20 protein-coding genes are annotated in these 24,033 nt (G+C 55.0%); 8 read left to right on the top strand and 12 right to left on the bottom strand.

Annotated features, from left to right (window positions below):
• Window positions 1-36 precede the first annotated feature (36 nt).
• Together ABD971_RS22005 and ABD971_RS22000 are read right to left on the bottom strand one after the other, a co-directional pair.
• A complete protein-coding gene (locus ABD971_RS22005) occupies window positions 37-780 on the bottom strand; it encodes a cysteine hydrolase family protein (RefSeq protein ID WP_339937743.1) in 744 nt (247 codons plus the stop codon).
• A gap of 49 nt (window positions 781-829) precedes the next feature.
• Window positions 830-2,080, bottom strand: coding sequence for a Zn-dependent hydrolase (locus ABD971_RS22000; protein WP_345325592.1), 1,251 nt, complete (start codon window positions 2,078-2,080; stop codon window positions 830-832).
• Between the two features lie 294 nt (window positions 2,081-2,374).
• Here ABD971_RS22000 and ABD971_RS21995 point away from each other — a divergent pair, with 294 nt between their 5' ends.
• Window positions 2,375-3,085 carry a HEAT repeat domain-containing protein gene (locus ABD971_RS21995; protein ID WP_339937747.1) on the top strand — a complete coding sequence of 237 codons (711 nt, stop codon included), beginning with the start codon at window positions 2,375-2,377 and terminating at the stop codon, window positions 3,083-3,085.
• Entirely contained in the window at window positions 3,051-4,676 is a 1,626-nt protein-coding gene (locus tag ABD971_RS21990; RefSeq protein ID WP_345325589.1) for an SHD1 domain-containing protein, read from the top strand. Before ABD971_RS21995 ends, ABD971_RS21990 begins: the two co-directional genes overlap by 35 nt.
• 58 nt (window positions 4,677-4,734) lie before the next feature.
• Here ABD971_RS21990 and ABD971_RS21985 read toward each other — a convergent pair whose 3' ends face one another.
• From ABD971_RS21985 to ABD971_RS21955, 7 genes are all read right to left on the bottom strand, one after another.
• Window positions 4,735-5,829 (bottom strand): acyltransferase family protein, encoded by a 1,095-nt coding sequence (locus tag ABD971_RS21985; protein WP_345325587.1) that lies wholly within the window; start codon window positions 5,827-5,829, stop codon window positions 4,735-4,737.
• 230 nt (window positions 5,830-6,059) lie between these two features.
• Window positions 6,060-7,217, bottom strand: coding sequence for a PP2C family protein-serine/threonine phosphatase (locus tag ABD971_RS21980; RefSeq protein ID WP_345325585.1), 1,158 nt, complete (start codon window positions 7,215-7,217; stop codon window positions 6,060-6,062).
• Window positions 7,214-8,149 (bottom strand): response regulator, encoded by a 936-nt coding sequence (locus ABD971_RS21975; protein WP_339937755.1) that lies wholly within the window; start codon window positions 8,147-8,149, stop codon window positions 7,214-7,216. The genes ABD971_RS21980 and ABD971_RS21975 overlap by 4 nt, the downstream gene beginning before the upstream one ends.
• Before the next feature lie 71 nt (window positions 8,150-8,220).
• Window positions 8,221-8,589 carry an STAS domain-containing protein gene (locus ABD971_RS21970; protein WP_339937756.1) on the bottom strand — a complete coding sequence of 123 codons (369 nt, stop codon included), beginning with the start codon at window positions 8,587-8,589 and terminating at the stop codon, window positions 8,221-8,223.
• Window positions 8,590-8,745: 156 nt separating this feature from the next.
• Window positions 8,746-10,368, bottom strand: coding sequence for a prenyltransferase/squalene oxidase repeat-containing protein (locus ABD971_RS21965; RefSeq protein WP_345325582.1), 1,623 nt, complete (start codon window positions 10,366-10,368; stop codon window positions 8,746-8,748).
• An 84-nt stretch (window positions 10,369-10,452) separates the two neighbouring features.
• Window positions 10,453-11,871: an aldehyde dehydrogenase family protein gene (locus ABD971_RS21960; RefSeq protein ID WP_345325580.1), complete on the bottom strand. Its 1,419-nt coding sequence runs from the start codon at window positions 11,869-11,871 to the stop codon at window positions 10,453-10,455.
• Between the two features lie 121 nt (window positions 11,872-11,992).
• Window positions 11,993-13,126 (bottom strand): hypothetical protein, encoded by a 1,134-nt coding sequence (locus tag ABD971_RS21955; protein ID WP_345325578.1) that lies wholly within the window; start codon window positions 13,124-13,126, stop codon window positions 11,993-11,995.
• A gap of 186 nt (window positions 13,127-13,312) precedes the next feature.
• Here ABD971_RS21955 and ABD971_RS21950 point away from each other — a divergent pair, with 186 nt between their 5' ends.
• The gene (locus ABD971_RS21950) at window positions 13,313-13,435 is read left to right on the top strand and encodes a hypothetical protein (protein WP_345325576.1); all 123 of its coding nucleotides are present in this window, start codon (window positions 13,313-13,315) and stop codon (window positions 13,433-13,435) included.
• Here ABD971_RS21950 and ABD971_RS21945 read toward each other — a convergent pair.
• Window positions 13,428-14,645 carry a carboxypeptidase regulatory-like domain-containing protein gene (locus ABD971_RS21945; RefSeq protein ID WP_345325574.1) on the bottom strand — a complete coding sequence of 406 codons (1,218 nt, stop codon included), beginning with the start codon at window positions 14,643-14,645 and terminating at the stop codon, window positions 13,428-13,430. The two genes, ABD971_RS21950 and ABD971_RS21945, sit on opposite strands and share 8 nt — an antisense overlap.
• A gap of 332 nt (window positions 14,646-14,977) precedes the next feature.
• Here ABD971_RS21945 and ABD971_RS21940 point away from each other — a divergent pair, with 332 nt between their 5' ends.
• Window positions 14,978-15,388: a hypothetical protein gene (locus tag ABD971_RS21940; RefSeq protein WP_339937768.1), complete on the top strand. Its 411-nt coding sequence runs from the start codon at window positions 14,978-14,980 to the stop codon at window positions 15,386-15,388.
• A gap of 111 nt (window positions 15,389-15,499) precedes the next feature.
• Here ABD971_RS21940 and ABD971_RS21935 read toward each other — a convergent pair whose 3' ends face one another.
• A complete protein-coding gene (locus ABD971_RS21935; protein ID WP_339937770.1) occupies window positions 15,500-16,102 on the bottom strand; it encodes a metallophosphoesterase family protein in 603 nt (200 codons plus the stop codon).
• Between the two features lie 204 nt (window positions 16,103-16,306).
• On the opposite strand from ABD971_RS21935, the gene ABD971_RS21930 reads away from it, so the two are divergent.
• The 3 genes from ABD971_RS21930 to ABD971_RS21920 all read left to right on the top strand — a co-directional run bounded on the left by ABD971_RS21930 (window position 16,307) and on the right by ABD971_RS21920 (window position 19,663).
• Complete coding sequence (locus tag ABD971_RS21930; RefSeq protein WP_345325571.1) at window positions 16,307-16,657, top strand: hypothetical protein; 351 nt, start codon at window positions 16,307-16,309, stop codon at window positions 16,655-16,657.
• A 391-nt stretch (window positions 16,658-17,048) separates the two neighbouring features.
• The gene (locus tag ABD971_RS21925; RefSeq protein ID WP_345325569.1) at window positions 17,049-18,353 is read left to right on the top strand and encodes a BON domain-containing protein; all 1,305 of its coding nucleotides are present in this window, start codon (window positions 17,049-17,051) and stop codon (window positions 18,351-18,353) included.
• 767 nt (window positions 18,354-19,120) lie between these two features.
• A complete protein-coding gene (locus ABD971_RS21920; protein ID WP_339938106.1) occupies window positions 19,121-19,663 on the top strand; it encodes a hypothetical protein in 543 nt (180 codons plus the stop codon).
• Window positions 19,664-19,927: 264 nt separating this feature from the next.
• Here ABD971_RS21920 and ABD971_RS21915 read toward each other — a convergent pair whose 3' ends face one another.
• Window positions 19,928-20,758 carry an SDR family NAD(P)-dependent oxidoreductase gene (locus ABD971_RS21915; RefSeq protein ID WP_345325567.1) on the bottom strand — a complete coding sequence of 277 codons (831 nt, stop codon included), beginning with the start codon at window positions 20,756-20,758 and terminating at the stop codon, window positions 19,928-19,930.
• Between the two features lie 482 nt (window positions 20,759-21,240).
• Between ABD971_RS21915 and aceE the strand changes: the two genes are divergently transcribed.
• A complete protein-coding gene (gene aceE / locus ABD971_RS21910; RefSeq protein ID WP_345325565.1) occupies window positions 21,241-23,973 on the top strand; it encodes a pyruvate dehydrogenase (acetyl-transferring), homodimeric type in 2,733 nt (910 codons plus the stop codon).
• Window positions 23,974-24,033: the final 60 nt, after the last annotated feature.

Genomic DNA, 24,033 nt, shown 5'->3' with positions numbered 1-24,033 from the left:
GTCTCGAAGACCGAGAACACCGAAGCAGCCGGGTGCCTACGACGGAATCAAACGGCGGATGGTCGACGTCGCTTCGGCTAGCGTCATCACGCGTGCATAGCGATCACGAAGAGTTGCCAGCGATGCTTCGTGCAGCTCAGGAGTCACCGTTGCGCAACAATCTTCGACCACGGTGACAAGGTAGCCTAAATCACAAGCATCGCGAACGGTTGTTTCGACACATTCGTTTGTGTAAACCCCGACAATAAACAGCGACTCGACCCCCAAGTTTTTCAATACGTAATGCACGTTCGTCGACGAAAAAACGCCGCTGGCGGTCTTGTTGATCACGATTTCATCTCGCTCCGGCAACGGCGCGACGACTTCGAGGAAATCGGCGTCACGCGATCCCGGTGCCGCCAACAAATTCAGTCGCTTGTGTCCTTTGCCGCGGTCACGTCCGTCTTGAGTCAACGATTGAATTCGCGTGTGGATCACCTCCAAATCATGACTGCGAAATGAATCTTGCAACTTGCGGACATTCGGCAAGACCATCGAATCGAGTCGGCTGAAGTAGTACTCTTGAGCTTCGGGCGAAACACCGCTGTTGGCAGCATCGCGAAAAACCCCGTGCCCGGGTGCGGCGTCGAGGTATTGAAGATCGATACACAGCAGCGCCGTGTTATGATCCACCATAAATTCACGATGCGCCGGATTATCGATAAACGATTCGTGGTACACCTCTTTCAGAGGGTCGATGTGTTCGTGAGCGTCGGATGCGGTGGGATTAAAATCGTTCATGAATGATTGTAAGTAGAGGAATTCGGTAAGTTTTTTTTTGCGAAAGGAATCAACGTTGCGATAACTTCGCAAGCGTTTGCAGCATCACGTTGGCACCAGCTTCGATGTCGGACCATGCGGTCCATTCCGCAGGCGAATGGCTTTGTCCATTTTTGCTGGGGACAAAAACCATTCCGATGGGCACGATGCTGCCCATGATTTGGGCGTCGTGCGCCGCACCGCTGGGCATGGTGTGATAGTCGAGCCCGAGTTGCTCGGACTGTTTTTGCAATTGCTGGACGACTTCGGCGCTGCAAGCGACGGGCGACAGGTAGCTTTTTTGTTCAAATTCAAACATCAGATTTCGTCGGCGGGCAATCGCCGAAAGCGCTTTGCGAAATGCGCTGGAAAGCTCTTCCAAAACCACTTCGGATGTGTCTCGAACATCGAGGGAAAACTCGACCAATCCTGGAACCGTGTTGGCGGCTCCGGGCAAAATTTGGGCTTTCCCAATGGTGGCACGGCTGCGGTCGCTGCCGTTTTCTTCTAAGATGCGAGGGACTTCGTGAGCAAAATCAGCAAGCCCCATGAAGGCGTCGTTTCGCATGTCCATCGGCGTGGTTCCCGCATGGTTCGCTTCCCCACGCAGCCAGACCGACCAAGTGAACAGCCCCGTGATCTCGTCGACAATGCCAATCGGTTTGTGCGAACGATCCAAAACGGGGCCCTGTTCAATATGCAGTTCTAGATAGTTGGCGATCGTTTCGGGGTCGCGAGCCGCGTCCAGCGCCGCGAGCGGATCGTAGCCATGGCGTCGCATTTCATCGCCCAACAGCACGCCATCAAGATCACTCATCGTCGCCAATCGCTCGGGATTGATCTTTCCGGCGACCGATTGTGAACCAAACATGCCTCCGAAACGCCCCTCTTCGTCACTAAATGCAATCAATTCGAGGGTACGCTGGGGCACGACCTTCTCTTCGTGCATCCGGCGCAGACATTCCAAGCCGACGACGACGCCAAGGGTTCCATCAAGCGCCCCGGCACAGGGAACGGTATCGATGTGCGACCCCACCAAAATGCGGGGCTGATCGGTCGATCCATTGAGCGTTCCCGAGATATTGACGGCGCCATCGGTGCTCAGAGCGAGCCCTGCGTCTTCGATTCGGTCGGACAACCATCGTTTGCCCTCCATATCGGCATCGGTAAAGGCCATCCGGTAAATCCCACGATCTTCGTGGTTTTGGCCAATTTCGGCCAATGTCAAAATATCCGATTTGATCCGCTTGAGGTTAACTTTGAGGGTTGAGCAGTCGAGCATAGATAAGGAGTCGTATTCGCGTTGGTTCGTAAGGATCAGAACGTGCAAAGCAGGCTAACAAATCGGGCCAAGAAGCACATTCGCGGCAGATTCGCCGCCGGGCTTGGTCGCGGTCTTTCCGTTTTCGCCGCGATCTTCACCGCGTTTTCCCGTCGGATTCACCGCTACTGCATCTACCTTAACACGAAAGAACTGGGGTTGGTCTAGACGGGGTTGCTGTGTTAAACGGTCAAGATGCAGCTTTAATCCCATCGGATCCGGAATCCGTTTGCCTTTCACTCTTCGAGAATTTGCATGACGATCTGCAGAAAACGCATCACGTTTTCCAGTGGCATATCGTTTTTGATAGCGTCGATGCTTTGCTGCCTGGGCGGTTGCCAAGACGGGCCTTTGTACGCGCTCAAAGCGGTCAATCCCTATTTCGTCATGAAAGAATGGCGTGAAGACGAAGTTTATGGCGTTACCGACCACGAGCGTCGCCAACAACTTGCCAAACTCGCCGATTCGATCGAGTTTTACCCCAGCGACCGGCAAGAGTATTGGGCCAGCCATCTTCAACAAATCCTTGAAAATGACGATAGTGCCGAGATGCGCCGTTTGGCCGTGCTAGCAAGCGGCAAAATCAAATCGGATCGCAACTTGGCTTTGATCGAAAAGGGCTTGGACGACGATAGCGTTAAAGTGCGGATGGAAGCATGTCGTGCACTGAGCCGGATCGACAATGAACCCTCGTCGCGATTGTTGGCGTCGATGGTTGGCAAAGAGTCCAACCAGGACGTTCGCAACGCCGCGATCCAATCGCTTGCGAAACACAAAAATGCGATCTCGGTGAATTCGTTGCGACTTGCCTTGTCCGATCGCAATCCCGCAACACGGGACCTGACTATCGAATCGCTGCGGGGAGCGACCGGTAAAGATCTTGGAAACGATCCCGATGTCTGGATCGCCGAACTCGAGAAGAACGATCCCAATGAGCCAAACAACTCCGGAACGATGCTCCGCTAGTTCGCCGCAGCGTCCCATGACGCTGCGACTTTTTGTTTGGATCCCAATCATTCTCAGCTCGTTCGTGGTTGCCACGAGCACGCACAGTGACGCACGAGAACCGGTTCGTATCTGGGTCGATCAATCCGGCCTGCATGCGATCGAAGCGAGTCTGATGAAGATCGCCGATGAAGTGGCGTTTTTGAGACGTCCCGACGGATCGAAGGTTAAAATCGCTGTCTCGCAATTGAGCCAGGCCGACCAGGACTACGTTTCAAGCTGGAGCGACCGTTCGAGTTTCTCTGAAAACCATTTGCGTTGGACGCCCCCAGTCCTCCCGAAACTTTCGCCTCAACCGCTGTTGGATCTACCGCCTGCGACGAGCTTGTTGGACGACGGAGCCGCACTGCAAGCGGTTAGCGGCTCGCTGCCGGCGGTGAAGTCCACACTGCCATCGATTTGTTTGCCCGATCCTCAGCCCTTTTCCTACGATCTCGCATTCGGAAAACAAACCATTGGGGACATCGAGTCCTATGACTCTGTGTCGCGGCCGCTAATCATCGCCACCCCCGAGCAAACGTTTCTAGCGACATCGATTACCTCTGGATTGAACTCGACCCAATCATCAACATCGAACCGGATCGTTTGCTACGAGCCTGCGACGGGCAAGGCAACGACGATCCTGCAATCCAAGGTGCCTGTGACGATTCTGGACCATCACCAACCGAGCGGCCGCACCTTGGTGCTGTACGGACATCGCGTGATGGGGCATGGAGGTCAGTTGGCCATTGCCAGGGGTTGGGAAGAAGACTCGCTAAGTGTCAAGTATTTCCGATCGCTGCCAATGATCTCGTCGCCCCAAACAAACGTCGCTACACAGGCCAAGCAAGTGCATTGGGCGCGATGGGTCGACGACGAGCACGTGGTCGCCGCGATCGATTCAGAAATCGCTGTCTGGAACCTGTTCTCGGGTGAATGTGTCCACCGCGTATGCAGCAACCCCTCGGCATGCGAACCTGCGATCTCGGCCGGTCGACGCTATATCGCTGTACCGCGTCCAGGATCGGTTGCACTTTACGATACCCAAAATGGCACCGCATTGGGAACGATTCCGATCGAACCTGGTCATCGAGCCTACGTCAGTTTCTCACCGCGAGGCGATTCCTTGGCGATCGCCACCACGTCGCGGCTCCGCGTCTGGGAGTTGTCATCGGCCTCATTGCGAGGCGAAGCAAAGTCACGACGAAGCCTTGGCAAGGGAGCTCCGATCTGGATCGACACCGATTTGGTTTTGTCGTCGACCGGGGTATTGCTGAGCGTCTATCGAGGCGTTGCTGTTTGGCGTTACGAGCTTTCGGGATCGACGATTAACTCGTTCGGATTTTCATCCAAACACCCAGGTGTGGGTTTGGTAACGCGTCGGCCGCACGGCCAGATTGCGTTTGTGGAAGTGCCTCACGAAACAGTGCGAAATGCGTTGCCGTGGGTCGACGACCGACTGGCATCCCACGTCGACTCGGTGTGGGACATTCCTGGAAAGAGCGTATTGGGCGAATATGGTTGGGCCGATCGCGATCTTCAGTTTACGCAGTTCGAGCAAGCGTCTCGCTAAAAGTCGTTGGTCACATCACGAAAATGCAGCGTTCGCAATTTCGTTTCTTATTTCGCGACTAGCTGATGGTCGCAGGAACCGTCTCCGGTTCACTCTTAGTGCGGTATCGCGTCCAGAGTCGGCGAAGCCCATTGGTGATTGGCTGCTCGATGCGATGGGTGACAATGATCGCAAGCGAAAAGGAAAACGCTACCGCCATCAAGAAACTGATGTTCGACGGAATCCCCGAATGATTCAATCGATACATCAAAATACAGCCGAGGTTATTGTGACAAAGATACAGTGCGTATGAAATCGTGCTGACATAAATCAACGGTCGAATCCGCAGCAGCGGCATCTTTCCGTAGGCACATAGCGTCACCAAACCGACGATCAACACAGTGGCGACAGGGTTATGTTTACCGTGATCAATGCTGTGGAACACACCACACGCAAGCAAAATTCCTAGCATGTTCTGCCACTTTTTGCCTGTTCCGGTTTTGATCATATAGAGCAAGAAACCGATGGCGAACAGCGGTACGAAATCAAGCAGCATCAAAAGACGCAGGCTCGAAAGCAGCGAAAACCAGCGTGTCCCGTCGTACTCGACTGCGTAGGCATCCAACAGCGGACAAGCAACAAGTGACAAGGCACACAGCGTTCCCCAACCAATGAAATAGCGACGCAACGCGCCGATCTTAAACAACACCACTAATGTGATGTAGAACATCATCTCGACTTGCAGCGTCCACATCACCGGATCGACACATTCGTAGCCGAGCACACGCGGAAGCAGCGTCAAGTTCGCTAGAAACTGTTCGGCACCGAGTGGTTCGCCCGCCAACGGCATCTGACGCGTGATCCACAGATTCGCGACGATCACGATCAAAAAGAAAGGGACGATGCGGATCATCCGCGCGGCAACGAAATCGACCGGCTTTCCCCGCCGCATCAATGACATGCTGTTGACGAATCCGCTCAGGATAAAAAACATCTCGACGCCATATTTGCCAAACGGCCAACTCCACCCCAGCGGTGAGACGAAACCGTATTTGACCGCGTAGACGTACGAGAGATGAAACAGCAGCAAATTGATCGCCGCCAACGCACGAAGCGCATCGAGTTCGACGATACGTTGATGCGGCTTCAGAATGGGTTTGGTCGACTCAGGCATTCGTGCGTAACAATTTCCAGGATGAAGGACTGGGAATGACGTCAAACAACCAGTCGATTCAATCTTGGGTTGCAACGGCGAACGAGGTCGAGTTGCCAATTCGCGGAGCAGGAAATGATCGCTCGGGGGTGCCAATGTTTGACGGTCGTAGCGATTTTTCCGACACCTCGCGTGCGGACGCTTCTCGAGAAATCCGAGGCTTTCCCGTTAGTCACCTGCAATGGCGTGGATCAAGCATCCGCTGATCTGTCGTCGACTGCCGCTCTCAGCAGCAATGCGGTGCAATCATCTCGATCGACACCGATATTGTGGATATTTTCAAACAGCGAATCGATCACGTCGCGTAGCGTCCCTTGGTTGCAGCTCACCGCTTTGTCGACGACATGGTCAAAAGATTGATAGCTGGCATCGGGCGAAACCGAATCAAGGATCCCATCGGTGAACATTAGCAATGTCGACTCCGGAAACCCGCTGGGGACTTGATGAGTGACGTAGTTCAGCGTGTCAACGATCCCCAGCGGCGGCTCTTTCGAAGACAGAATACAAACCGGTTCATTGGGGCTGATCACGTAGGCGGGATGTCCCGCACTCGCATAGCGAATCGTTTTTCGTTGGGGGCAAAGAAAACCGAGGAACATTGTAACGAAATAACGCAATTGCACGTCGCGACAGAGTATCTTGTTTGCGTTACTAAGGATCGTCCCCGGATCGTCGCACATTATCGCCATCGCGCGTAAGATCGCGCGAGTTTCCATCATCACCATCGCTGGGACCAAGCCATGACCGCTAACGTCCGCGATCACAAAAGCCAGACGTCCATCGGGCAACTCCATCAAATCATAAAAGTCACCTCCGGCCTGTTCCGCCGGTTCACAACGACCACACCACTGGACACCGGAGAAGCATTCGGACGGTTCGGGCAGCAACATTTGCTGGATGCGATGCGCGAGTGCCAATTGGTTGTGAAAACCGAGCAGGGACTTTTCCGCCAATCGTCGTCGACAACGTTCGATCGCTAAATCGATCGGCCGTGTCAGATGCTCGGGACTGGCGACTTCGTCCTTCAGCACATAGTCTTCGGCACCGCTGCGAACGGCAAGAATTGCCATCGAGCGATCTGCGTGACCACTAAAGACGACGATAGGCACATCGTTTGCCACGGCTTGAATTTGATTCAAACTCTCAAGCCCATGCGAATCGGGCAGATTCAAATCGAGCAAAATCAGGTCTGGAAAACGCCCTGCGACTGCCTCGATCGCTGCGGCGAGTGTTTCCGTAACTTGCAATTCGTAAGACGATTCGCTCTTTGCTAACCAGCGGCGGACCGCTTCGATATCGTCGAGACTGTCTTCCACCATCAAGATAAATCGCGACGGGGTATCCTTCACACCGATGACTCCTCAGCCACGGGCGATTCCTGCAGATCCGAAACACAACGTTTGATCATCGTGATCTCGTTCCCTTTTTCGTTATGTTTCACTTCGTCCATGAAGGTGTTAATTAACAGCAGCCCACGCCCTCCTTCTTTGTCGAGATTGCTGGGGTCGGTCGGATCGGGAACATCATCCAAACAGAACCCGGGTCCCTCATCACGAATCGTAAACATCACCCCTTCGCGATCGGCCACCAAACGAAAATAGACGCGGCGATCGCCATAGGGTGATTCGTTCATGCGTGCGTCAATCATATCGAGATAGGGTTGACCGTCCTCCATCCGCCGCAACTCCGAGTCGATCTCGAGATTCCCATGGATCATGGCGTTGACGATCGCTTCGTCCAACGCCATCGCAATCTGCATGTGTTGTCCCGGATCGTAGTCCGCCAACTCGTTCAGAATCGACTCAACACGACCGATCAAATCGGGAACCAGCGACTGATCATTGGTTAGAGCCCAGGACATCTCGGTGCGGTCAAGGCAACTCGCGAGCAGTTGGTTGGTTTGAGCCGCTTTCTGCAATTCCAGTGTCCGCCGCACGGTCGGCAGCAAGATGGTTGCCAGCGCACTTTTCGGAACGTAGCTCGCCGCTCCGGCGTGAAGCGCCTGTGCCGCAATCAACTCGCTACCTGCGGCGGTGGTCAAAATCACAGGCACCGGCAATTGCTGCATCGTGATCTCGCGGACGAGTTCCAACCCGTCCATGTTAGGCATTTGCAAGTCGGTAACCACGAGATCGGGCAAGCGTTCTTTGACCTTCGCTAACGCTTGCACTCCGTCATTGGCAACGCTGACCTCATAGCCAGAAGTTTCCAAGAGCATACGAATTTGAATCAGCTGAGTCGCGCTATCGTCGACAACAAGAATACGGTGCTGGTCAGCCATGAACGGTCCTTCGGGGAAGGGTAATCATCGAGTTTGCAGAGGTTCTGCATGACCGCTGCGAGCCATTTCGATTACTTTTTTTTCTTAAACGACAAGATTGCTTTGGGCGTCGAGTCCATGATGTGCAGCAGTGTTCCATCCAAGTTGGTTACCTGAAACGCCATTCGCACCATCGGCGTCATATTACAAAGTCGCAACTCGCCATTTTCGCTTTGTACATAGTCGCTGCACCGCAGCATGGTGGTAATAAATTCAGATGAGATTGCTTCGACGTCCTTAAAATTTATCACCAATCTCGCCGGCTTGGTGGATTGGATAAACGCAATTAACTCTTGTTGAGTTTGTTGTATGAGTTCGCGATCAATGAATTTGCTTGACGTTAGAAAAACAACAGGAACCCCTTCAGAGGCACTCGTTCGAATGTTTTTATAAATCGCCATCGCTTTGTCCGTCCCAATCCGATTGAGTTGAGATGGGAGTGCGTGGACTCGGCCCTAATGAACCAGCCCAACTCCTTCACACCAGTATAAACGATGGCTCGGGAGCAAGGGGAATCGAAGCACACCCTCACCGAAAAAAACCAGACCAAATGTTGTTCACAGCGGAAACGCTTCGATCGCGTCGTACAGCGGCAGGTAGCGGTAGTAGACTTCTAGAATCATCGTCGCCATCGCCGTCGTGTAGAGCCGGCCACCGATATCACCGAACTCATCGGTGAAGTGCCAACTGCCGGCTTCGTGTCCTGCGGTGGCTTGGGTTCGTACCAAATGGTCACGAACGCGGGTGTTCCAGCGGTCCCAACCGGGATGACGTGAATGGTGCAGCGCCAACGTGCCGTAGTAGTCATGATAAACGTTGGTCAATTTTGGCCCTCGCTTGGCCATCGCTGTCAACGCCTGCTGCATCGCCGTTTCGCTGGGCGTTTTCCCCAAATACATCAATAACGTCAAACCTATCGCGGTGTTCGTCGCATCGGGTTTCATCCCCGGTTTGTAGGCAAAGGCGTAGTGGCCATCGGGCGACGTTGACAAAACATAGTCGCGAGCACTGGGAAGCGTGTGGTAGTGCAGCGGAATCTTGTTTCGCCGCGTTGCCACCAGTGACAAGACTTGCCATCCGGTGAGCGTGGTGTCACCAGGCGTGCCTGGCAAGTATCCCCAGGAACCATTGCGATGCTGGGCATACGTTGTGAATGTCATTGCCTGCGAAACCAATTCGCGGAGATCGGTATCCCCTTGCTCGTTCGCGGGGTTCCGTGACATGTAGAGCGCCTCGGCGACCGCCATCAGGGCGATGCCATGTCCGTACATGCTGCCTTGCTGCCAATCGACTCCTGCGTCAGCCTCTGCAGCAGCAGACCGCAAATAATACAATCCGTCACGGACCACATCTTCATACTTGCCGCTGTGGTGAGTGTAGCCGGCTCCTAAAAAAGCGAGTAGCGCTAGACCGGTCGCTCCCGTCGATGGAGTCGCGGTATCGGATGTTTTCTTGCTATGACGGCAGCGTCCGTTACAGGGATCCAGTTCAAGATTGAACGACCAAGATCCGTTGGGACGCTGATGATTGGCGAGCCACTGAAGTGCGTTTTCGACCGCTTGTTCACTTTCCGCAGTCGCCCCGAAACGCTGGCCTAACTGCTTGCGGCCCTCGGGGGTGCGTCCCGACAAACCGCCTCCGCTGGGTACGCGGCTCAACCACGCGGCAGCGTCACGAGCATGCGGGACACTTAACTGCACCACGGTTTCTTGAGGCAGCGGCGTCGAATTCGTCACGCGACTCAGCGGCGACGCGATCTCACTCGGTTCCGCAAACGCGATCGCGACCGAGGTAGGACGCTCGGCGAGCGACGCTTCGGTTGTTTTGCTGTCGTCCTGCTTCGGCAATGCTTCAAGCCGCACCACCGGCGCCGCTTCGCCTTGCCGGGCACGAATCGAGAACGTTTCACGAACGGCCACAGGCAACGTCAACAGCGCAAAGAGGATCAACAGCAGCGTATGCAAGATCGTGCTGATCAGCCCCGGAATGACTCGCGGATCATGAGTTAGACGTTTTTTCGAATCCGCTGCGGATGTTACCGACTGTAACGAATCATCCGGCTGCTGCGGCGGCTCGGTTTCAATCGGCGGCGCCGCGCACGCAGCCTCCATCGGCCAGTGCACGGGAGGTGCACTGGCGATCGAAGGGGTTGTGCCGGTGATGTCAGTTTCGCTTGCCAAAATGAGAGATCCTTATCTCTCGACTATAGCTCAGCCTGACGCAAAAACGTAGTAATTATGTCGGCAACAGGAGCCGGCTCGAAACTACTCGGCAATTTGGTAGGCTCGCGAGCGAAAGAGAAAATCGATGAGATTCCCTTCGTGCGGTTGCAGCCAATTCAATCGATTTGTGGGAATCGCTCCGATATTCAATCGATCGATATCGGTGCTATTGCCCGCGGCTTTGATCAAGTCGCCATCACGCGTTATGACCGTGCCGATCAAGGTGGGGCCGATCCGATTAAGCATCTCTGCTTGTGGGCACTGGACCACCGAGACGAAGGGGAACATGTACTCTTTGGCTGCGACTTGACGGTCGGGTGAATCGGCTAGAACGACCATCGGGCGGAGGTACGCACAATGATCTCGTTCGATCAACTTTTCGCCATATTCGGCGGTCAAGTCGGTGACGCCCGATTCGGCCAAGTCTTGCTGTACCATCGCGTAGGTGCCGGTTGCCATCGCCGGCACGGTGAACGCAGCGAGTTGTGCGGAATCGTCCGCCGGTGGCAACACATCGACGGGGCCGATTCGCTTGGCAATCGCTTCGCCAATTTCGCGAGTGTGCCGGCTCGCCCAAATGCCCGAGCAATTGATACAGCTGCGTCCCGAATTGCTCAGCACGCTTTCGACCATCAGGTCCAAGTAATCTTCCCAGTCATCCACGACATCGTCGCCTAGCAGGATCTTGGAGAACCCAGGACCATGAGCTTGCACTCGAGGGTTACCAGCGTGTTGAGCCAGCGTTTGCGCACTGCCAAAAATCATACTGCGTGATGTCTTGGTCATGATGGCGCCGCCGACATCATGATCGCCGGGGTACAGCGAAAACGCTTCCGCAGGAATACCTGCTGCGATAAATGCCGAGATCATTCGGTACGGCGTCCACGGTTCTTGCGAACCTGGTTTGAGCGCCAAACCGATTTGCAGAGGCACCGCAGGCAACCACAACGTATGAACGCCCGGCGAGTTATTGGGCAACACGGCACCGAGTACCGGAGTTTGCACCTGATAGCTGACAATCACTCCGCGACCCTCTTCGCCGTAGCCACGCGAGAGGATGGAAAGATCGAGTCCGCGAGTCAGACAATCGAGAATCTCGCCCATGTGGGCAAGCACAAAACTGTTCTTCGCCATGTTCGATCGGCACATGTGCTCGGGCAATCCCGTACTGGCCGATTGCTGATGCACGAAATCATCGACACTTTGCGTTGAATCGCCGACACTCAGGTCACTTTTCTCAAACAACTCTGCTGCCTTCTTGCAACGCTCGATCAAATCGTCGGTTGAGAACTGCAGCAGGGCTTCGCGAGCCAGATGAGACTTTCGCATATCGCGACCGACGATCCCACCCCCGACCGTACCGACGCGAGCAATCGGCGCCCCGGTATCGAAGTGGACAACGTCTTTGAAATCGAGTGACTCGTAGGGTTTCCCCCAACGTAGTGGACTAAGCGTGATCATGAACTTGAGCTTCTTTGGGTTTCGATGGTTCTCGGGTCGTTGTGTTTAAGCGAAGCATCACCCCAAGGCCTGCAGACCTTGGGTAAATGCCGCTACAGTAGCGTCATCCGCCGACTGCGATTTAGTAAACGCCTACGGTGGTGGCACTGGCGAGTTCGTGGAATGGACGCACCCCGCTGACACCATCCCATGGATACAAGTCGAACGGAGCTTCACGCTCTCCCTCGTCACGTTCCATGAACCCCGGCACAAAGAATTCATCGGTCAACGTATAAAGCTTCACACGGCCGGTCTCGCCAATCCCCACCACTTGGTTGTAGTCATCAAAGCTAACCACTTCGGTGGCCGCGCGAGGCTGGGGGGCGTAATATGAAATTTTGTATCCGTCGGCCGCCGTGATCGGTTTGCTACATGCCAACCCCATCAACGTGTTGCCATAGGTGGGTGTCATGTAGACGCCGCTTTCCTCCGGTGGACCACCAAGTAACTCTTCGACACAGAAACGAGTCCACTGTGGCGTGAATTCGGTGCCCCCAGAAAAAATCCCCGTGATGCCGACTTCTTGCAAACTGGTGCCTCGCTCTTCGAGTGCTTCGCCGAGCGACTCGATCAACTTGGGTGTTCCAAACATGCACTTCACGTCGTGACCGGCGGTCAAAATCGTTATCGCCTGATCAATACAATGCTTCTTGTATTCTTCGAGATGTTCCATCCACCCCTTTTTGATCAACTTGACGACCCAGCGAGGATCCAGGTCGATACAGAAACAAATCCCATCGCGGTGCTGCGCTAGATGCTCGACCGCCAAACGCAGACGACGAGGCCCGCTAGGGCCCAGCATCAACCAATTCGCTCCCTTGGGAAAGTACTTTTCAGGCAGCGTGTTGCTGAACAACTCGTAATCTTTCCAGTGGTCCTCGATCACCATTCGGCTCTTGGGAACCCCCGTCGTACCTCCGGTTTCAAAAACGTAGACCGGTTTCCCCGCGTGGCCCTTGGGAACCCAGCGGCGGATCGGTCCGCCGCGAAGCCACTCATCTTCAAAGAGCGGAAACTTTTTCAGATCGTCAAACGACTTCACGTCTTTCAGCGGATCGAATTTCAACTCTCGTTTCTTCTCGAGCCAGAAGGGACTGCCGGTGTCGTCGCTAAAGTGCCAATGAACGGTTTTCAGCGTGTGCTCGTTCAGCTGGTCACGAGCCGCTGCTGCTTGTTTCGCAACTTGCTCGCTGATTGGTTTATCCACAGCAGACATGAAAAATCTCGCTAAAGAAGTCAAGAGGATTGAGGTAGGATCCATACCGCCACGGTTTGCCTTTGGCAACATGAGGGTGGGGCTTCACATCATATCAACAATCGACGAGTCCGTAATCCGGTGGCGATGTAAACCGGGGGCGATGTAAAGCAGCGGTGCCGCGGCAGGAAGGAGAGGGGGAGGTTGATGCCAGCCCATGATGCCCGAGATGGCAATAAAAAAACCACGGCCGAAACCGTGGTTGTTATTGATTCAGGTTACCCCGCCGACTTGATGCCAGCGGAATTGATCAGCGAGCCAGTTACTTGATCGGACTGATTGGCTCAGGAGGGGTGATCACAGGGTTGTCATCATCGTCAATCGAGACCGCGATCAAACCACCGATAGCTGCGAGACCGGCGATACCGCCGAGTCCGCCACCACCACCAAATCCGCCGCCGCCGCCACCACCACCGTAGCCGCCGCCATAACCACCACCGTATCCGCCACCGTATCCGCCACCGGGTACGTAGCCGCTATCCAAAGGTGTGCCGAAGCCATCGACAGCAATTCCGCCATCACCAATGATTTCACCGGGGACGCCACAACCGCAACCGTCCACAATCGGTCCGCCATCAACGATGACTTCATCGCAGCAGTGGATGATCTGTGGCATCGGCGCGACTTGCATTTCGAAGGACGAGCAGCAGTGCTTGTGACGACCAAAGATTTTGATCAGCTTCTCTTTGTCGTCAGCAGCCGATTCCTTTTTGGGTTCTTCGCCAACCAATTCGAATCCGGCCAAACCAACGCCTGCCGAACCGACCGCGAGCAGCGAATATTCGCCTGCGGGCAGTTCATCGATTTGGAAATTGCCTTCACGGTCGGTAACCGCACGTGCCACGGTCTCGCCGTTGTTCACGATGAACACATTGGTAAGATCTGCGGCTTGCAATTCTCCGCCCGCAAGACGAAGAACACCTTTCATCCCACCTTCACTCTGCATGACGCGAAGATATTGGTCGCCACAAACTCGCTTCGAAACTTCGTTCAATTTTTCAGTCGGCAGGACAACCGCAGTTTCCGAGATCCGAGCGGGCAAGTAGCGAACCACCGCACTCTTGACCAAGGTGTAGTCGATGTTCGCAGCCGCAATTTCTACTTCGCTTGGGAAGTTGGCACCGGTGGCAGTCTGAGCATCCAAGACATGCATCGCACAACATGCAAATACGTCTTTGGCCTTCGCAGTCACCGAGTAAATGCCAGGCTTGATATTGGCGACTGAGAACTTACCCGACTGATCCGAGGTTGCTCGCCATACTTTTCCATCGCTCGAGAGCAAGGTGACCTTGGCATCCGCGATCGCTTTCGCTTCGCCGTTGACCGACGGTACAACGACACGTCCTGTCAACGAATCTGACGATGCGAGGCTTACCCATTGGCTAATCGTCAGATGGTTGACCTCGGTTTCGGCCTGCACGCGCGGCGCGGCAACCACCGATGCGAGTAGCAGTGCGAGTGCCGTTACGTAAAGTCTCATTTGGTCTGCCTTGATGTGTATTTTTGTAGTGATTGAGACGTAGCCGACTCGAGAGAAGTATTTCAATCGAGGAAGCTTGGGCAACTTGTATAGCTGCAATAGTAAGTCATCCCCATGCCGTAAACAAGCCTATAATCGTCATCTTTGCTATCACTCGTATCGAAATTTCAGCGTTGCGAACCGCCAATTCACCGTTTCTTCACGAACCTGCACAAAAAAACACCACACAGCACACCTGAACACCACCCCATCGGGCCGCCAACACAGAAAACGCGGCCTGCCTATTTATGTGTTTCGCTGCAAATGTCCCATCACGCCGACCGAGCCATTTAGTGACGAACCCCTTCGAGCCTCCGATCGAGCTACCATCCGAAAAGGGCGTGTTCGGAGACCATGCCACCCTGATCACCCGTCGATTTCTCTACCGAGTGATCCGATATCAACGTCCGTTTACAGGGAGACTTGTGTATAGCGGCTGGTGGTTTCGACAGAAAATCGAAATCAATGGAGTCGTGGTCTGGTGGAAAGTGAGCTGGCTAAACATCAGCCCCGATGTCTCGTTCACCATCCCCGCGGAGGCCTTTGCTAACCAGCAAGTAGGCGACGATGCATCCCCGGAGAACGATTCGGTGCCGAGCCAGCCGATCCAAGGACGCATTGAAATCCAGTTCACACGCGGATTGAGAATCCGACGTTTTCGTGTCTGGTTTGATCAGCAACTTGCGTATGACGAGATTGCCTGAGGACGAGATTGCCAGAGAACGAGATTACTTGAGGGAGAAGATCATACGAGCGATCGTCCGTGGACCGACAACATCGACCAACAAAGGCGATAGCCAAGGGAAAGCGTCAGACTAGGGGATTTCGATCACCACGCCAGCGGGGCCAGCATTCAGCACCAAGGCAGGTCCGATTTGCACCTGTTTTCCCCAATCGCTGTGGATATGGCCGCAAACAACGAGCTTGGGCTTTCGGGCTTCGACGATATCCCGAATCGCTTGGCTGCCGCGGACGCGACCGGCGGTGTCGTGGTCAACGCTATCGATGGGTGGCGAGTGAACAACCAAAACGCCTGCTTCGGGACACCCCTTCAGCATTTCTGCGGCTTGATCTTCGTCAAAATCGTAGCTCCAATCGCCGAACGGCGTCACAGGGATTCCGCCTCCGACACCCCAAAACGGGACTCCCGCCACCTCGCATCCATCACCGTGCAAGACGGTTGCGGTTTCCCACGGCTTTGCCGCTTGCTGTAACTCTTGAGCCGTTTCACCGTTTCCGGGGACAAGAACCGACGGTTTGCGGATCGCTGCCAAGATGTTCAACGTGTCAGAGATTCCTCGATGCTGGTTCGCAAAGTCGCCGGCTCCGATCACCACGTCCACATCGTCGGACATCGCAACCAGTTTTTCCGCAGCCGACTTGTCACAGTGAAGATCGCTAAAGCAAAGGTATTTCATTGTTTTCTCTTGAATTGCATCGGCGTTTCGAACTTTCGAACACAAAAACGCGTTGGCGGCATTTTGGCGGCATTGTAGCGACTCCGCCCCCCGTGTCTCAATCGGTTCGTGTCTCAATCGGTTCGTCAAAGCAAGGTTACCGTCAACGAGCACAGCAACTAAAGTGACGGCTGACTATCTCCCTTTCTGTTTGCTGATTTTGGCATGCCCGCAACGCTTCCTCCGAATTTCCGTCGCCCGCTGTTGCTGGCCCTTGCGATCGCGTTATTGCTGGGCAGTGCGATGGCTTGGTGGTGGGGTGGAGAGAGTTCGGCCAAGTTTGCGGCAGCAGCGATGGGACGCATCGGTCTAGTGCTCGCGGCCCTCTGGCTGGCATGGCCTTCGCTGCGTCGTCCGGCACGTTGGTTCCCGCCTGCGGTCGCAGTGATCGGAGTGATCTCGCTAATGGTGTTGGCGGCTCAACCACGGCTAATCTTCGCGGTCGTGCCAGCGGCAGCCACGCTGATCTCGATCACGATGATGGTGCGTGGATTTCGCGGGCCACCTAAGCGATAGAATCGCGGGCCACCGAAGCGATAGAAAGCGGATTTCATCTCGCCCAATGTCATCTACCGCAGCGTCATCTACCGCAGCAGTTCACATCCATCGCTGGCTCTGCAGAGGCCCCCGAACCGTGGAACGTCGGTTTCACGCCGTCAAACTGCGTAAAACACAAGTTTCACGGGACTGGTGGCACCGAATAACCGTAATCGGCGACAAAATTGGAAAAAACCTACCTAGTTGGCCTGCAAATGGCCGAAAGAACCAACAACACCGGTCTGATCAGATCGGTCGGAGGATCAGTTACCAGCGACGGTGACATCCTAAATCCTTGTCGCACCGGGCGACTGGGCCTCCGGCTGGTTATTCGCATCGGAGCGATTTAGCACTGTAGGGAGGCATTTCCATGCGACGGACGTATTTCGGATTGGCGATTGCCGCGATCGCTGCTTTAGGACCTATGCAGGTCTTTGGCGGCGACCGAGAAATCGCTCAGCAAATTATTCAACGGTTGAAAGTCAACCGCGACTCGGGAGCGTTGAAGGACTTCACGCTCGACATGAAAGTTGACAATGGCGTCGTGCTGTTTCGCGGCAACGTCAGCCAGTCGGCTCAAAAAGATCTCGTCCTGAAGACCGCTTCAGGCATCGAAGGGATCAACAACATTGTCGACGAAGTGACTGTCAACGGTCACGCCCCTGAGGCAGAGCCGACGACCGCGATGGTCGTCAAACCAGTCAAAAGCGTTGCGATTGTAACGCCCGCACCTGCGATTGAAGCAGTCGAGCCCGCCCAAACGGTCACGACTCCAAAAGCAGTTGCGAAATCCAATCGCAACCAACCCCGCGAATCGAACTTTTCGTTCAGCCAAGCTTTGGCAGCGAAAGCCGCAGCGATTCAAAAACAAGAAGTGAAGCAAGATTCGGCATCGCCTGCCGACTCAACGATCGTTCAAGCTGCCTTGCCTCGCTTCGAGGCTCTTGAGGTCATGCCGGGCGAAGTTCGCCCGACTGCCGCTGTGGAATTGAACGCATCGCCGATTGCAAACGAAGACGAACAAGTCGTTTCGGCAGTCGTCGGAGCTCTCGGACAAGCCCAAAAATCGGGCAAACTTCGTGGCTTTGGCGTCGATGTCACCAGCCGTGGCGGGGTCGTTCACTTGAAGGGACGTGCCGCTTCGGAAAGTCAACGTGATGCGATTGTTCGTATCGCTGAATCGGCTCCAGGGGTTGCGGGTGTGCATGACGCGATCGAAGTCGCTGAAACCGCACTGCCGCGTCTGCCTAAACCGCCTACGTTGCAAGCCGCACCGGCACCGCAGATGCAAGCTCGCATGGCGGCCAACCAAGGACCAGCCCCCGCCATGGCTGCTCCTTACCGCATGAGCCCGCAACAGCAACCGGTTCAAGCTGCACCTGTTGGCTACGGTGCCATGCATGGAGCTCCTGTGATGGGACAACCTGTGCCAATGGCCCCTTACACCGGCGGCGGAGCACCTCGGTATGATGCCCCCAACCTGCCAAACTACGCTTGGCCAGGCTACGCATCTTACCCCAACTATGCTGCTTTGACTTACCCACAGCAGTACAGCCCATCGGCATGGCCTTACATTGGCCCGTTCTACCCGTACCCACAGGTACCACTGGGATGGCGTAAGGTTAGCCTCGAGTGGGACGACGGTTGGTGGTTCTTGGACTTCACAGACCGCTAAGATGGCAATGGCCGCTAGCTAAGATGGCCACGGATCAACGATCCGCCAGCTAATCGCTCTAAGCATAAAAGCTCGTGTAACAGTTCGCTGTTCACGAGCTTTTTTCATTGAGCGAGTGGCATGTACGACGAGCCGTGGAAACGCAACCGAGCGTGTTAGCGCCAGCCGCACACGTTACTGGTTGCTTTGCAGGAGATCGTTGTTTTACGGGGCTCGTTGTTTTATGGGGCTCGTTGCTGTGCGGGGCTCGTTGCAGTGCAGGCGACTCGGTTAATGAGATTCAGGCTGGGATCGAGTTAGCTGTACGGCGTGAGGCCGATCGGTTGCGGCGAGTAAAACGTTCGACTTTGACCGGGCGGCTCGCTCCGCTACGAAAGCCACCTGCTTAGCGTCAAAGTCGATGGCATTAGCCGCAAGCCGCCCAACAAATTCCCAACGTTTTTTGCACGCGACCAAGCCGACGGCAGCACGCCGCGAATGCGTGCGAATCGCTGCTTTTTGCGGCCTAAAGAGGCGTCATGACGAGGAATCGCTTCGATTCTTTTCATCCGTTTTTCGGAACTTTCGGAATTACCCGCAAGATCCTCCCAAGTTCACACGATACTAGAACTACGCAGATCGCTGGTTGCGATCAATCGTAAAGGAAACCACGGAAGGTTGCTCGGATGAAGACTCCTAAAACAACATGTGTACGGCCCACCAACCACGATGGGGAAAGCAAGGCATGTGTTGCCCAAAAATCGTACGCCCCGCGAATCGCCTTTTGCATGATTGCAGTCATGGTGATCGGCTCGACTGGATGCTACGGAATCGGAGGTTCCAACTATAATCTGGGCTTCCTCGCATACCCCATCCCTGTGAGCCCTTACTTCCAACACAAACAAGAAGAAAAGTTCTGGAAGAAAGAGCGTTACGACCGCGTTCCGATCTTGGGCCCAACAACGTCCGGTGGCAACGCAGTTGCACTTGACCCACCAAGCGACGATGAAGTGATGCACGCACTCGAATCGGCTCGTCCGATCCAAGGTGGCATCCCCTTGATCTGGGAAACGCAACGCAACAACGTGCGAATCATCAAAGAAAAGATCGCCGACTACGTTGACCCACCACGCTTCTATCCGTTGATTGGCCCGGCACAATTGCACCACGCCCACTACAAGTGCTCGATCTACTTCGACGAAAAAACCATCGTCGGCTACCCTGTCCCTCACACCTTGCATGACCGGGACGCGATCGAAGTGGTCTACATCGACCACAACCACTTCCACATGGTGGGCGACGTCGAGCCTTACACGACACCCAACCTGTAAGACGCTCTGCAACCAACCACTGCGACCTCAGACAAAAAGGCTAGCTCATTCCGAGCTAGCCTTTTTTCGTTTGGCTGCCTCAGCTTTGCCCAACTAAGAACTTGTGAGCCGCAACGAGTAAGAGTGCGTCCGGCTTAGCTTAGAAAATCCCTCGGACTAAAGTCCAAGGCTATCGAAATTTGTCGCTCCGCGACAGCAAACAGCGTCACTTCAAAACGCGAGAGTGCGGGACCTGCTGCGGGATCTTTAACAAGATCCACTACACTACGATTGAATGTACTGGCGATTCCAGCCTCCGTTGACCTGCACGACCTGGCCGCTGAAAAACGAGTTTTCGGGATCCGACACAAAGGCGATTGCGAGGGCAATATCCTCGGGCGTGCCCCAGCGGTTCATCAGCGATTGATCTCTAGCGCGGGCGTCCCAGTACGGACTGGCTGCCTGTCCCCACGAAGTTTGAATCCAGCCCGGCGCGACGACGTTCACCCGTACTCTCGGTGCCACGGTCTGAGCCAAACTGAGGGCGAACGCGGTGATCGCCGCTTTGACGGGACCAAACATTTGGCCCGCATCCCCCTCCATCCCGGAGGCTGATTGGTCCCAACCGATAAACGTCATCGATGGCGGCTGCGTGAATGTCTCGTTCGTCATACGCGCTGCGACCCCGCGTGCGAGATGGATCGTCCCGATCACATCGACCTGCATCAATCGCTGAAGTTTTGCATTGAAATCGAGCTCGGATAGCTCCCCCGTCAACACATCGGCGCCCGCGTTGTTAACCCACGTGTGGATCGCCCCGAGCTCGCGATAGCACCGCTCGGCAAGCGATTCGGCTGCGGTCAAATCGGCTAAGTCGGCAGCCTGCAGAAGCGGTTCGGCCCCAAGTTGTCGGCACGCCTCGGCCGTTGCCTGAGCCCCTGCGACATTTCGTCGATAGTGAATCACGATCCGTTTCACACCACGGCGTGACAGCTCGATTGCGATCGCTCGGCCAATGCCGCTAGAAGCTCCCGTAACGACCGCATGCGTATCGCGAAATTGCAAATCCACCAGCTGATCCTTTTGGTCTCGTTGGTCCATCATCGCGGGCGACATTTGACAAACTCAACGCGAGATTGCCCTCCCTTTCCCCGCAGCGTAATGCAAACCCCCAGCGTGTCGAAGTCGTAACTCGCTGGCCCGAAAAGAATCTTCCCATATTGCTGGATTGACGCTTCTTGCCGAGTCGATCACACCATTGGCGATCGCACGAAGGCGCCTACTCTTGGCGTGAGGAAAATTCGTTAGAATGAGGAGAACGCGAGACACCCCATTCGGGGCATACTCACACGGATTCGCTCTCGGCAACATTGCGGCTGCTCATTTGTCGACCCGATTTGTCCACCGGCGGGGGAGCCCTTGGCTCACCCCAAGGTAAGACAAGCCGCCAATAATTGCTCGCCCTTGCCGTATTTACCCTAATCCGGCTAATCTGCATGCTTAGACGAATCATAATAGACTCGCACAAAAAACATTGACGCACGAAATTGAGCGGTGCGATTACGGGACAGCCCAGTAATAGAAAGAAGAAATTGAATATGACTGACTCAAAAACTGTCGCCCAGACCGAAGTCGATCAGCATCTAGGCGAATTGGCTCCACCCGCAGCGGAAGTGGATATGGATGCCGCAGAAACACAAGAGTGGCTGTCGTCACTCGACTATGTACTGAAGAGTAAAGGCGCCGATCGCGTTCGTTTCTTAATCGAACAACTTCGCGACCGTGCTGCCGAAGAAGGGATCCAATCGGCGCAAGACACCAACACGCCCTACGTCAACACGATCCCCACCAAAGATCAACCGGCCTACCCCGGCAATCGAGAAATCGAACGCCGCATCAAATCGATCGTTCGCTGGAACGCGATGGCGATGGTCGTGCGAGCGAACAAGCGTCCCGGCGGCGTCGGCGGGCACATCAGCACGTTTGCATCGAGTGCGACGCTGTACGAAGTCGCCTTTAACCACTTCTTCAAAGGTCGCGGCGAAGACGGCTACTCGGGCGACACGATTTACTTCCAAGGCCACGCTTCGCCTGGGATGTACAGCCGAGCGTTTGTCGAAGGCCGCTTGAGCGAAGAGAACCTCGAGAATTTTCGCCGCGAACTGGCCCCCGGTGGCGGACTGTCGAGCTACCCTCACCCTTGGTTGATGCCTGATTTTTGGGAATACCCCACCGTCTCGATGGGCCTCGGTCCGATCATGGCGATCTATCAAGCTCGCTTTAACGAATACCTCCGCGACCGCGGCATCAAAGACACGTCGGGACAAAAAGTCTGGGCGTTTCTTGGCGACGGCGAATGTGACGAACCTGAAACACTCGGCGCGATTGGACTCGCTGCCCGCGAAAAACTTGACAACTTGATTTTCGTCATCAACTGCAACTTGCAACGACTCGACGGCCCGGTCCGCGGCAACAGCAAGGTGATTCAAGAGCTTGAATCGATTTTCCGCGGTGCCGGTTGGAATGTGATCAAAGTCGTCTGGGGTGATGACTGGGATCAATTGCTCGCCAAAGACACGACTGGTTTGCTTGCCAAACGAATGAACGAAGTCGTCGACGGCCAGTACCAAAAATACACCGGCATGCCGGGCAGCTACATTCGCGAACACTTCTTTGGCAAGTATCCCGAACTGCTGAAATTGGTCGAAAACTATTCTGACGAACGACTCGAAAAGATGCGTCGCGGTGGCCACGATCCTGAAAAGGTGTACGCGGCCTACAAGATGGCGACAGAACTGAAAAACGGGAAACCGACTGTCGTTCTGGCCAAGACCGTCAAAGGCTATGGACTTGGCGAAGCAGGTGAGGGCCGCAACGTCGCTCACAACCAAAAGAAAATGAACGAAGAGGAATTGCTCGAGTTCCGCACGCGGTTCGGCATTCCCATCAGCGACGAAGAAGTCGGCAAGGCTCCGTTCTACACGCCGCCGGCGAACAGCCAAGAAATCAAGTACATGAAGGAGCGCCGCGCTGCTCTCGGCGGCCCGGTACCAAGTCGTCCCACCACGCACCCCACGATGGAAGTGCCCACGGTTGCGGATTACAAAAAACTGATCGGCCGGCTCGAAGACAAGAGCTGCAGCACGACGTTCTCGGTCGTACAAACCTTGATCGCATTGTGCCGCGACAAGAAGATCGGCAAATACATGGTCCCCATCGTGCCTGATGAATCACGCACCTTTGGGATGGAAGGGATGTTCCGCGAATTCAGCATCTACGCTCACGCGGGCCAGCTGTACGAGCCGGTTGATTCGTCACTGATCACCTATTACAAGGAATCCCAAGACGGCCAAATCCTCGAAGAGGGGATCACTGAAGCGGGATCGATGAGCAGCTTTAACGCGGCTGGCACCGCGTACAGCTCGCACGGCGTCAACATGATTCCGTTCTTTATCTACTACAGCATGTTTGGTTTCCAACGCATCGGCGACCTGATTTGGGCTGCGGCGGACATGCGAGCCAAGGGCTTTTTGATCGGCGGCACTGCCGGCCGAACCACGCTCAATGGCGAAGGACTTCAGCACCAAGACGGGCACAGCTTGCTCAACGCAATCGCGTTCCCGACCGTGCGTGCCTACGACCCTGCGTTCGCATACGAAGTCGTCGTGATCATCTTGGAAGGCCTTAAACGGATGTATCAAGATGGCGAAGAGTGCATGTATTACTTGATGAGCGAAAACGAGGAATACTTGCATCCGGCAATGCCAGAGGGGTGCGAAGAAGGCATCGTCAAAGGGATGTACAAATTCCGCAGTCGTGACGTCGAAGGTGCCAAGGCACGCGTTCAGCTGTTCGGCAGCGGTGCGATCCTCAACTGTGTTTTGAAAGCCCAGGAAACTCTGGCCGAGAAATACAACATTGCAAGCGACGTTTGGAGCGTGACTAGCTACACCCAATTGCGTCGCGAAGCCGCCGACTGCAGCCGCTGGAACATGCTGCACCCCACCGAGACACCACGCAAGAGCTACCTCGAAGAGCAGCTCGAAGGTGTCGAAGGTCCGTTCATCTCGGCAAGCGATTACGTCCGAGCTCTCGGCGAGCAACTGCAACCTTGGATCCCCGGCGATTACTTCGTGCTGGGAACCGATGGCATGGGACGCAGCGAAACTCGTGAAGCGCTCCGGCGTCATTTCGAAGTCGATGCCGAATGCGTTACCTACGCCACGCTCACACGTCTCGCCAAGACCGGCCTGTTCACGGCTGCGGAACTCGCCGATGCAATCAAAGACCTTGGCATCGACCCTGACAAACCCAACCCGTACTTTGCCTAATCCGACACCTATGTCCGAGGCAACGTACGTTACAAACATCCCACTGAAATCTGCTTACCA

This window comes from Novipirellula rosea, assembly GCF_039541335.1.
Taxonomy (GTDB): Bacteria; Planctomycetota; Planctomycetia; order Pirellulales; family Pirellulaceae; genus Novipirellula; species Novipirellula rosea.
This window is presented reverse-complemented; position numbering and strand designations above follow the sequence as displayed.

What these genes read in the sequence shown, in the direction of transcription:
- ABD971_RS21935 (WP_339937770.1), bottom strand. Translation starts at nt 16,102, where the DNA reads ATGAAATACCTTTGCTTTAGCGATCTTCACTGTGACAAGTCGGCTGCG.
- ABD971_RS21970 (WP_339937756.1), bottom strand. Translation starts at nt 8,589, where the DNA reads ATGGCGATTTATAAAAACATTCGAACGAGTGCCTCTGAAGGGGTTCCT.
- aceE (WP_345325565.1), top strand. Translation starts at nt 21,241, where the DNA reads ATGACTGACTCAAAAACTGTCGCCCAGACCGAAGTCGATCAGCATCTA.
- ABD971_RS21975 (WP_339937755.1), bottom strand. Translation starts at nt 8,149, where the DNA reads ATGGCTGACCAGCACCGTATTCTTGTTGTCGACGATAGCGCGACTCAG.
- ABD971_RS21960 (WP_345325580.1), bottom strand. Translation starts at nt 11,871, where the DNA reads ATGATCACGCTTAGTCCACTACGTTGGGGGAAACCCTACGAGTCACTC.
- ABD971_RS21990 (WP_345325589.1), top strand. Translation starts at nt 3,051, where the DNA reads ATGAGCCAAACAACTCCGGAACGATGCTCCGCTAGTTCGCCGCAGCGT.
- ABD971_RS21995 (WP_339937747.1), top strand. Translation starts at nt 2,375, where the DNA reads ATGACGATCTGCAGAAAACGCATCACGTTTTCCAGTGGCATATCGTTT.
- ABD971_RS21925 (WP_345325569.1), top strand. Translation starts at nt 17,049, where the DNA reads ATGCGACGGACGTATTTCGGATTGGCGATTGCCGCGATCGCTGCTTTA.
- ABD971_RS21920 (WP_339938106.1), top strand. Translation starts at nt 19,121, where the DNA reads ATGATTGCAGTCATGGTGATCGGCTCGACTGGATGCTACGGAATCGGA.
- ABD971_RS21985 (WP_345325587.1), bottom strand. Translation starts at nt 5,829, where the DNA reads ATGCCTGAGTCGACCAAACCCATTCTGAAGCCGCATCAACGTATCGTC.
- ABD971_RS22005 (WP_339937743.1), bottom strand. Translation starts at nt 780, where the DNA reads ATGAACGATTTTAATCCCACCGCATCCGACGCTCACGAACACATCGAC.
- ABD971_RS21950 (WP_345325576.1), top strand. Translation starts at nt 13,313, where the DNA reads ATGCCAGCCCATGATGCCCGAGATGGCAATAAAAAAACCACGGCCGAA.
- ABD971_RS22000 (WP_345325592.1), bottom strand. Translation starts at nt 2,080, where the DNA reads ATGCTCGACTGCTCAACCCTCAAAGTTAACCTCAAGCGGATCAAATCG.
- ABD971_RS21915 (WP_345325567.1), bottom strand. Translation starts at nt 20,758, where the DNA reads ATGTCGCCCGCGATGATGGACCAACGAGACCAAAAGGATCAGCTGGTG.
- ABD971_RS21955 (WP_345325578.1), bottom strand. Translation starts at nt 13,126, where the DNA reads ATGTCTGCTGTGGATAAACCAATCAGCGAGCAAGTTGCGAAACAAGCA.
- ABD971_RS21930 (WP_345325571.1), top strand. Translation starts at nt 16,307, where the DNA reads ATGCCCGCAACGCTTCCTCCGAATTTCCGTCGCCCGCTGTTGCTGGCC.
- ABD971_RS21945 (WP_345325574.1), bottom strand. Translation starts at nt 14,645, where the DNA reads ATGAGACTTTACGTAACGGCACTCGCACTGCTACTCGCATCGGTGGTT.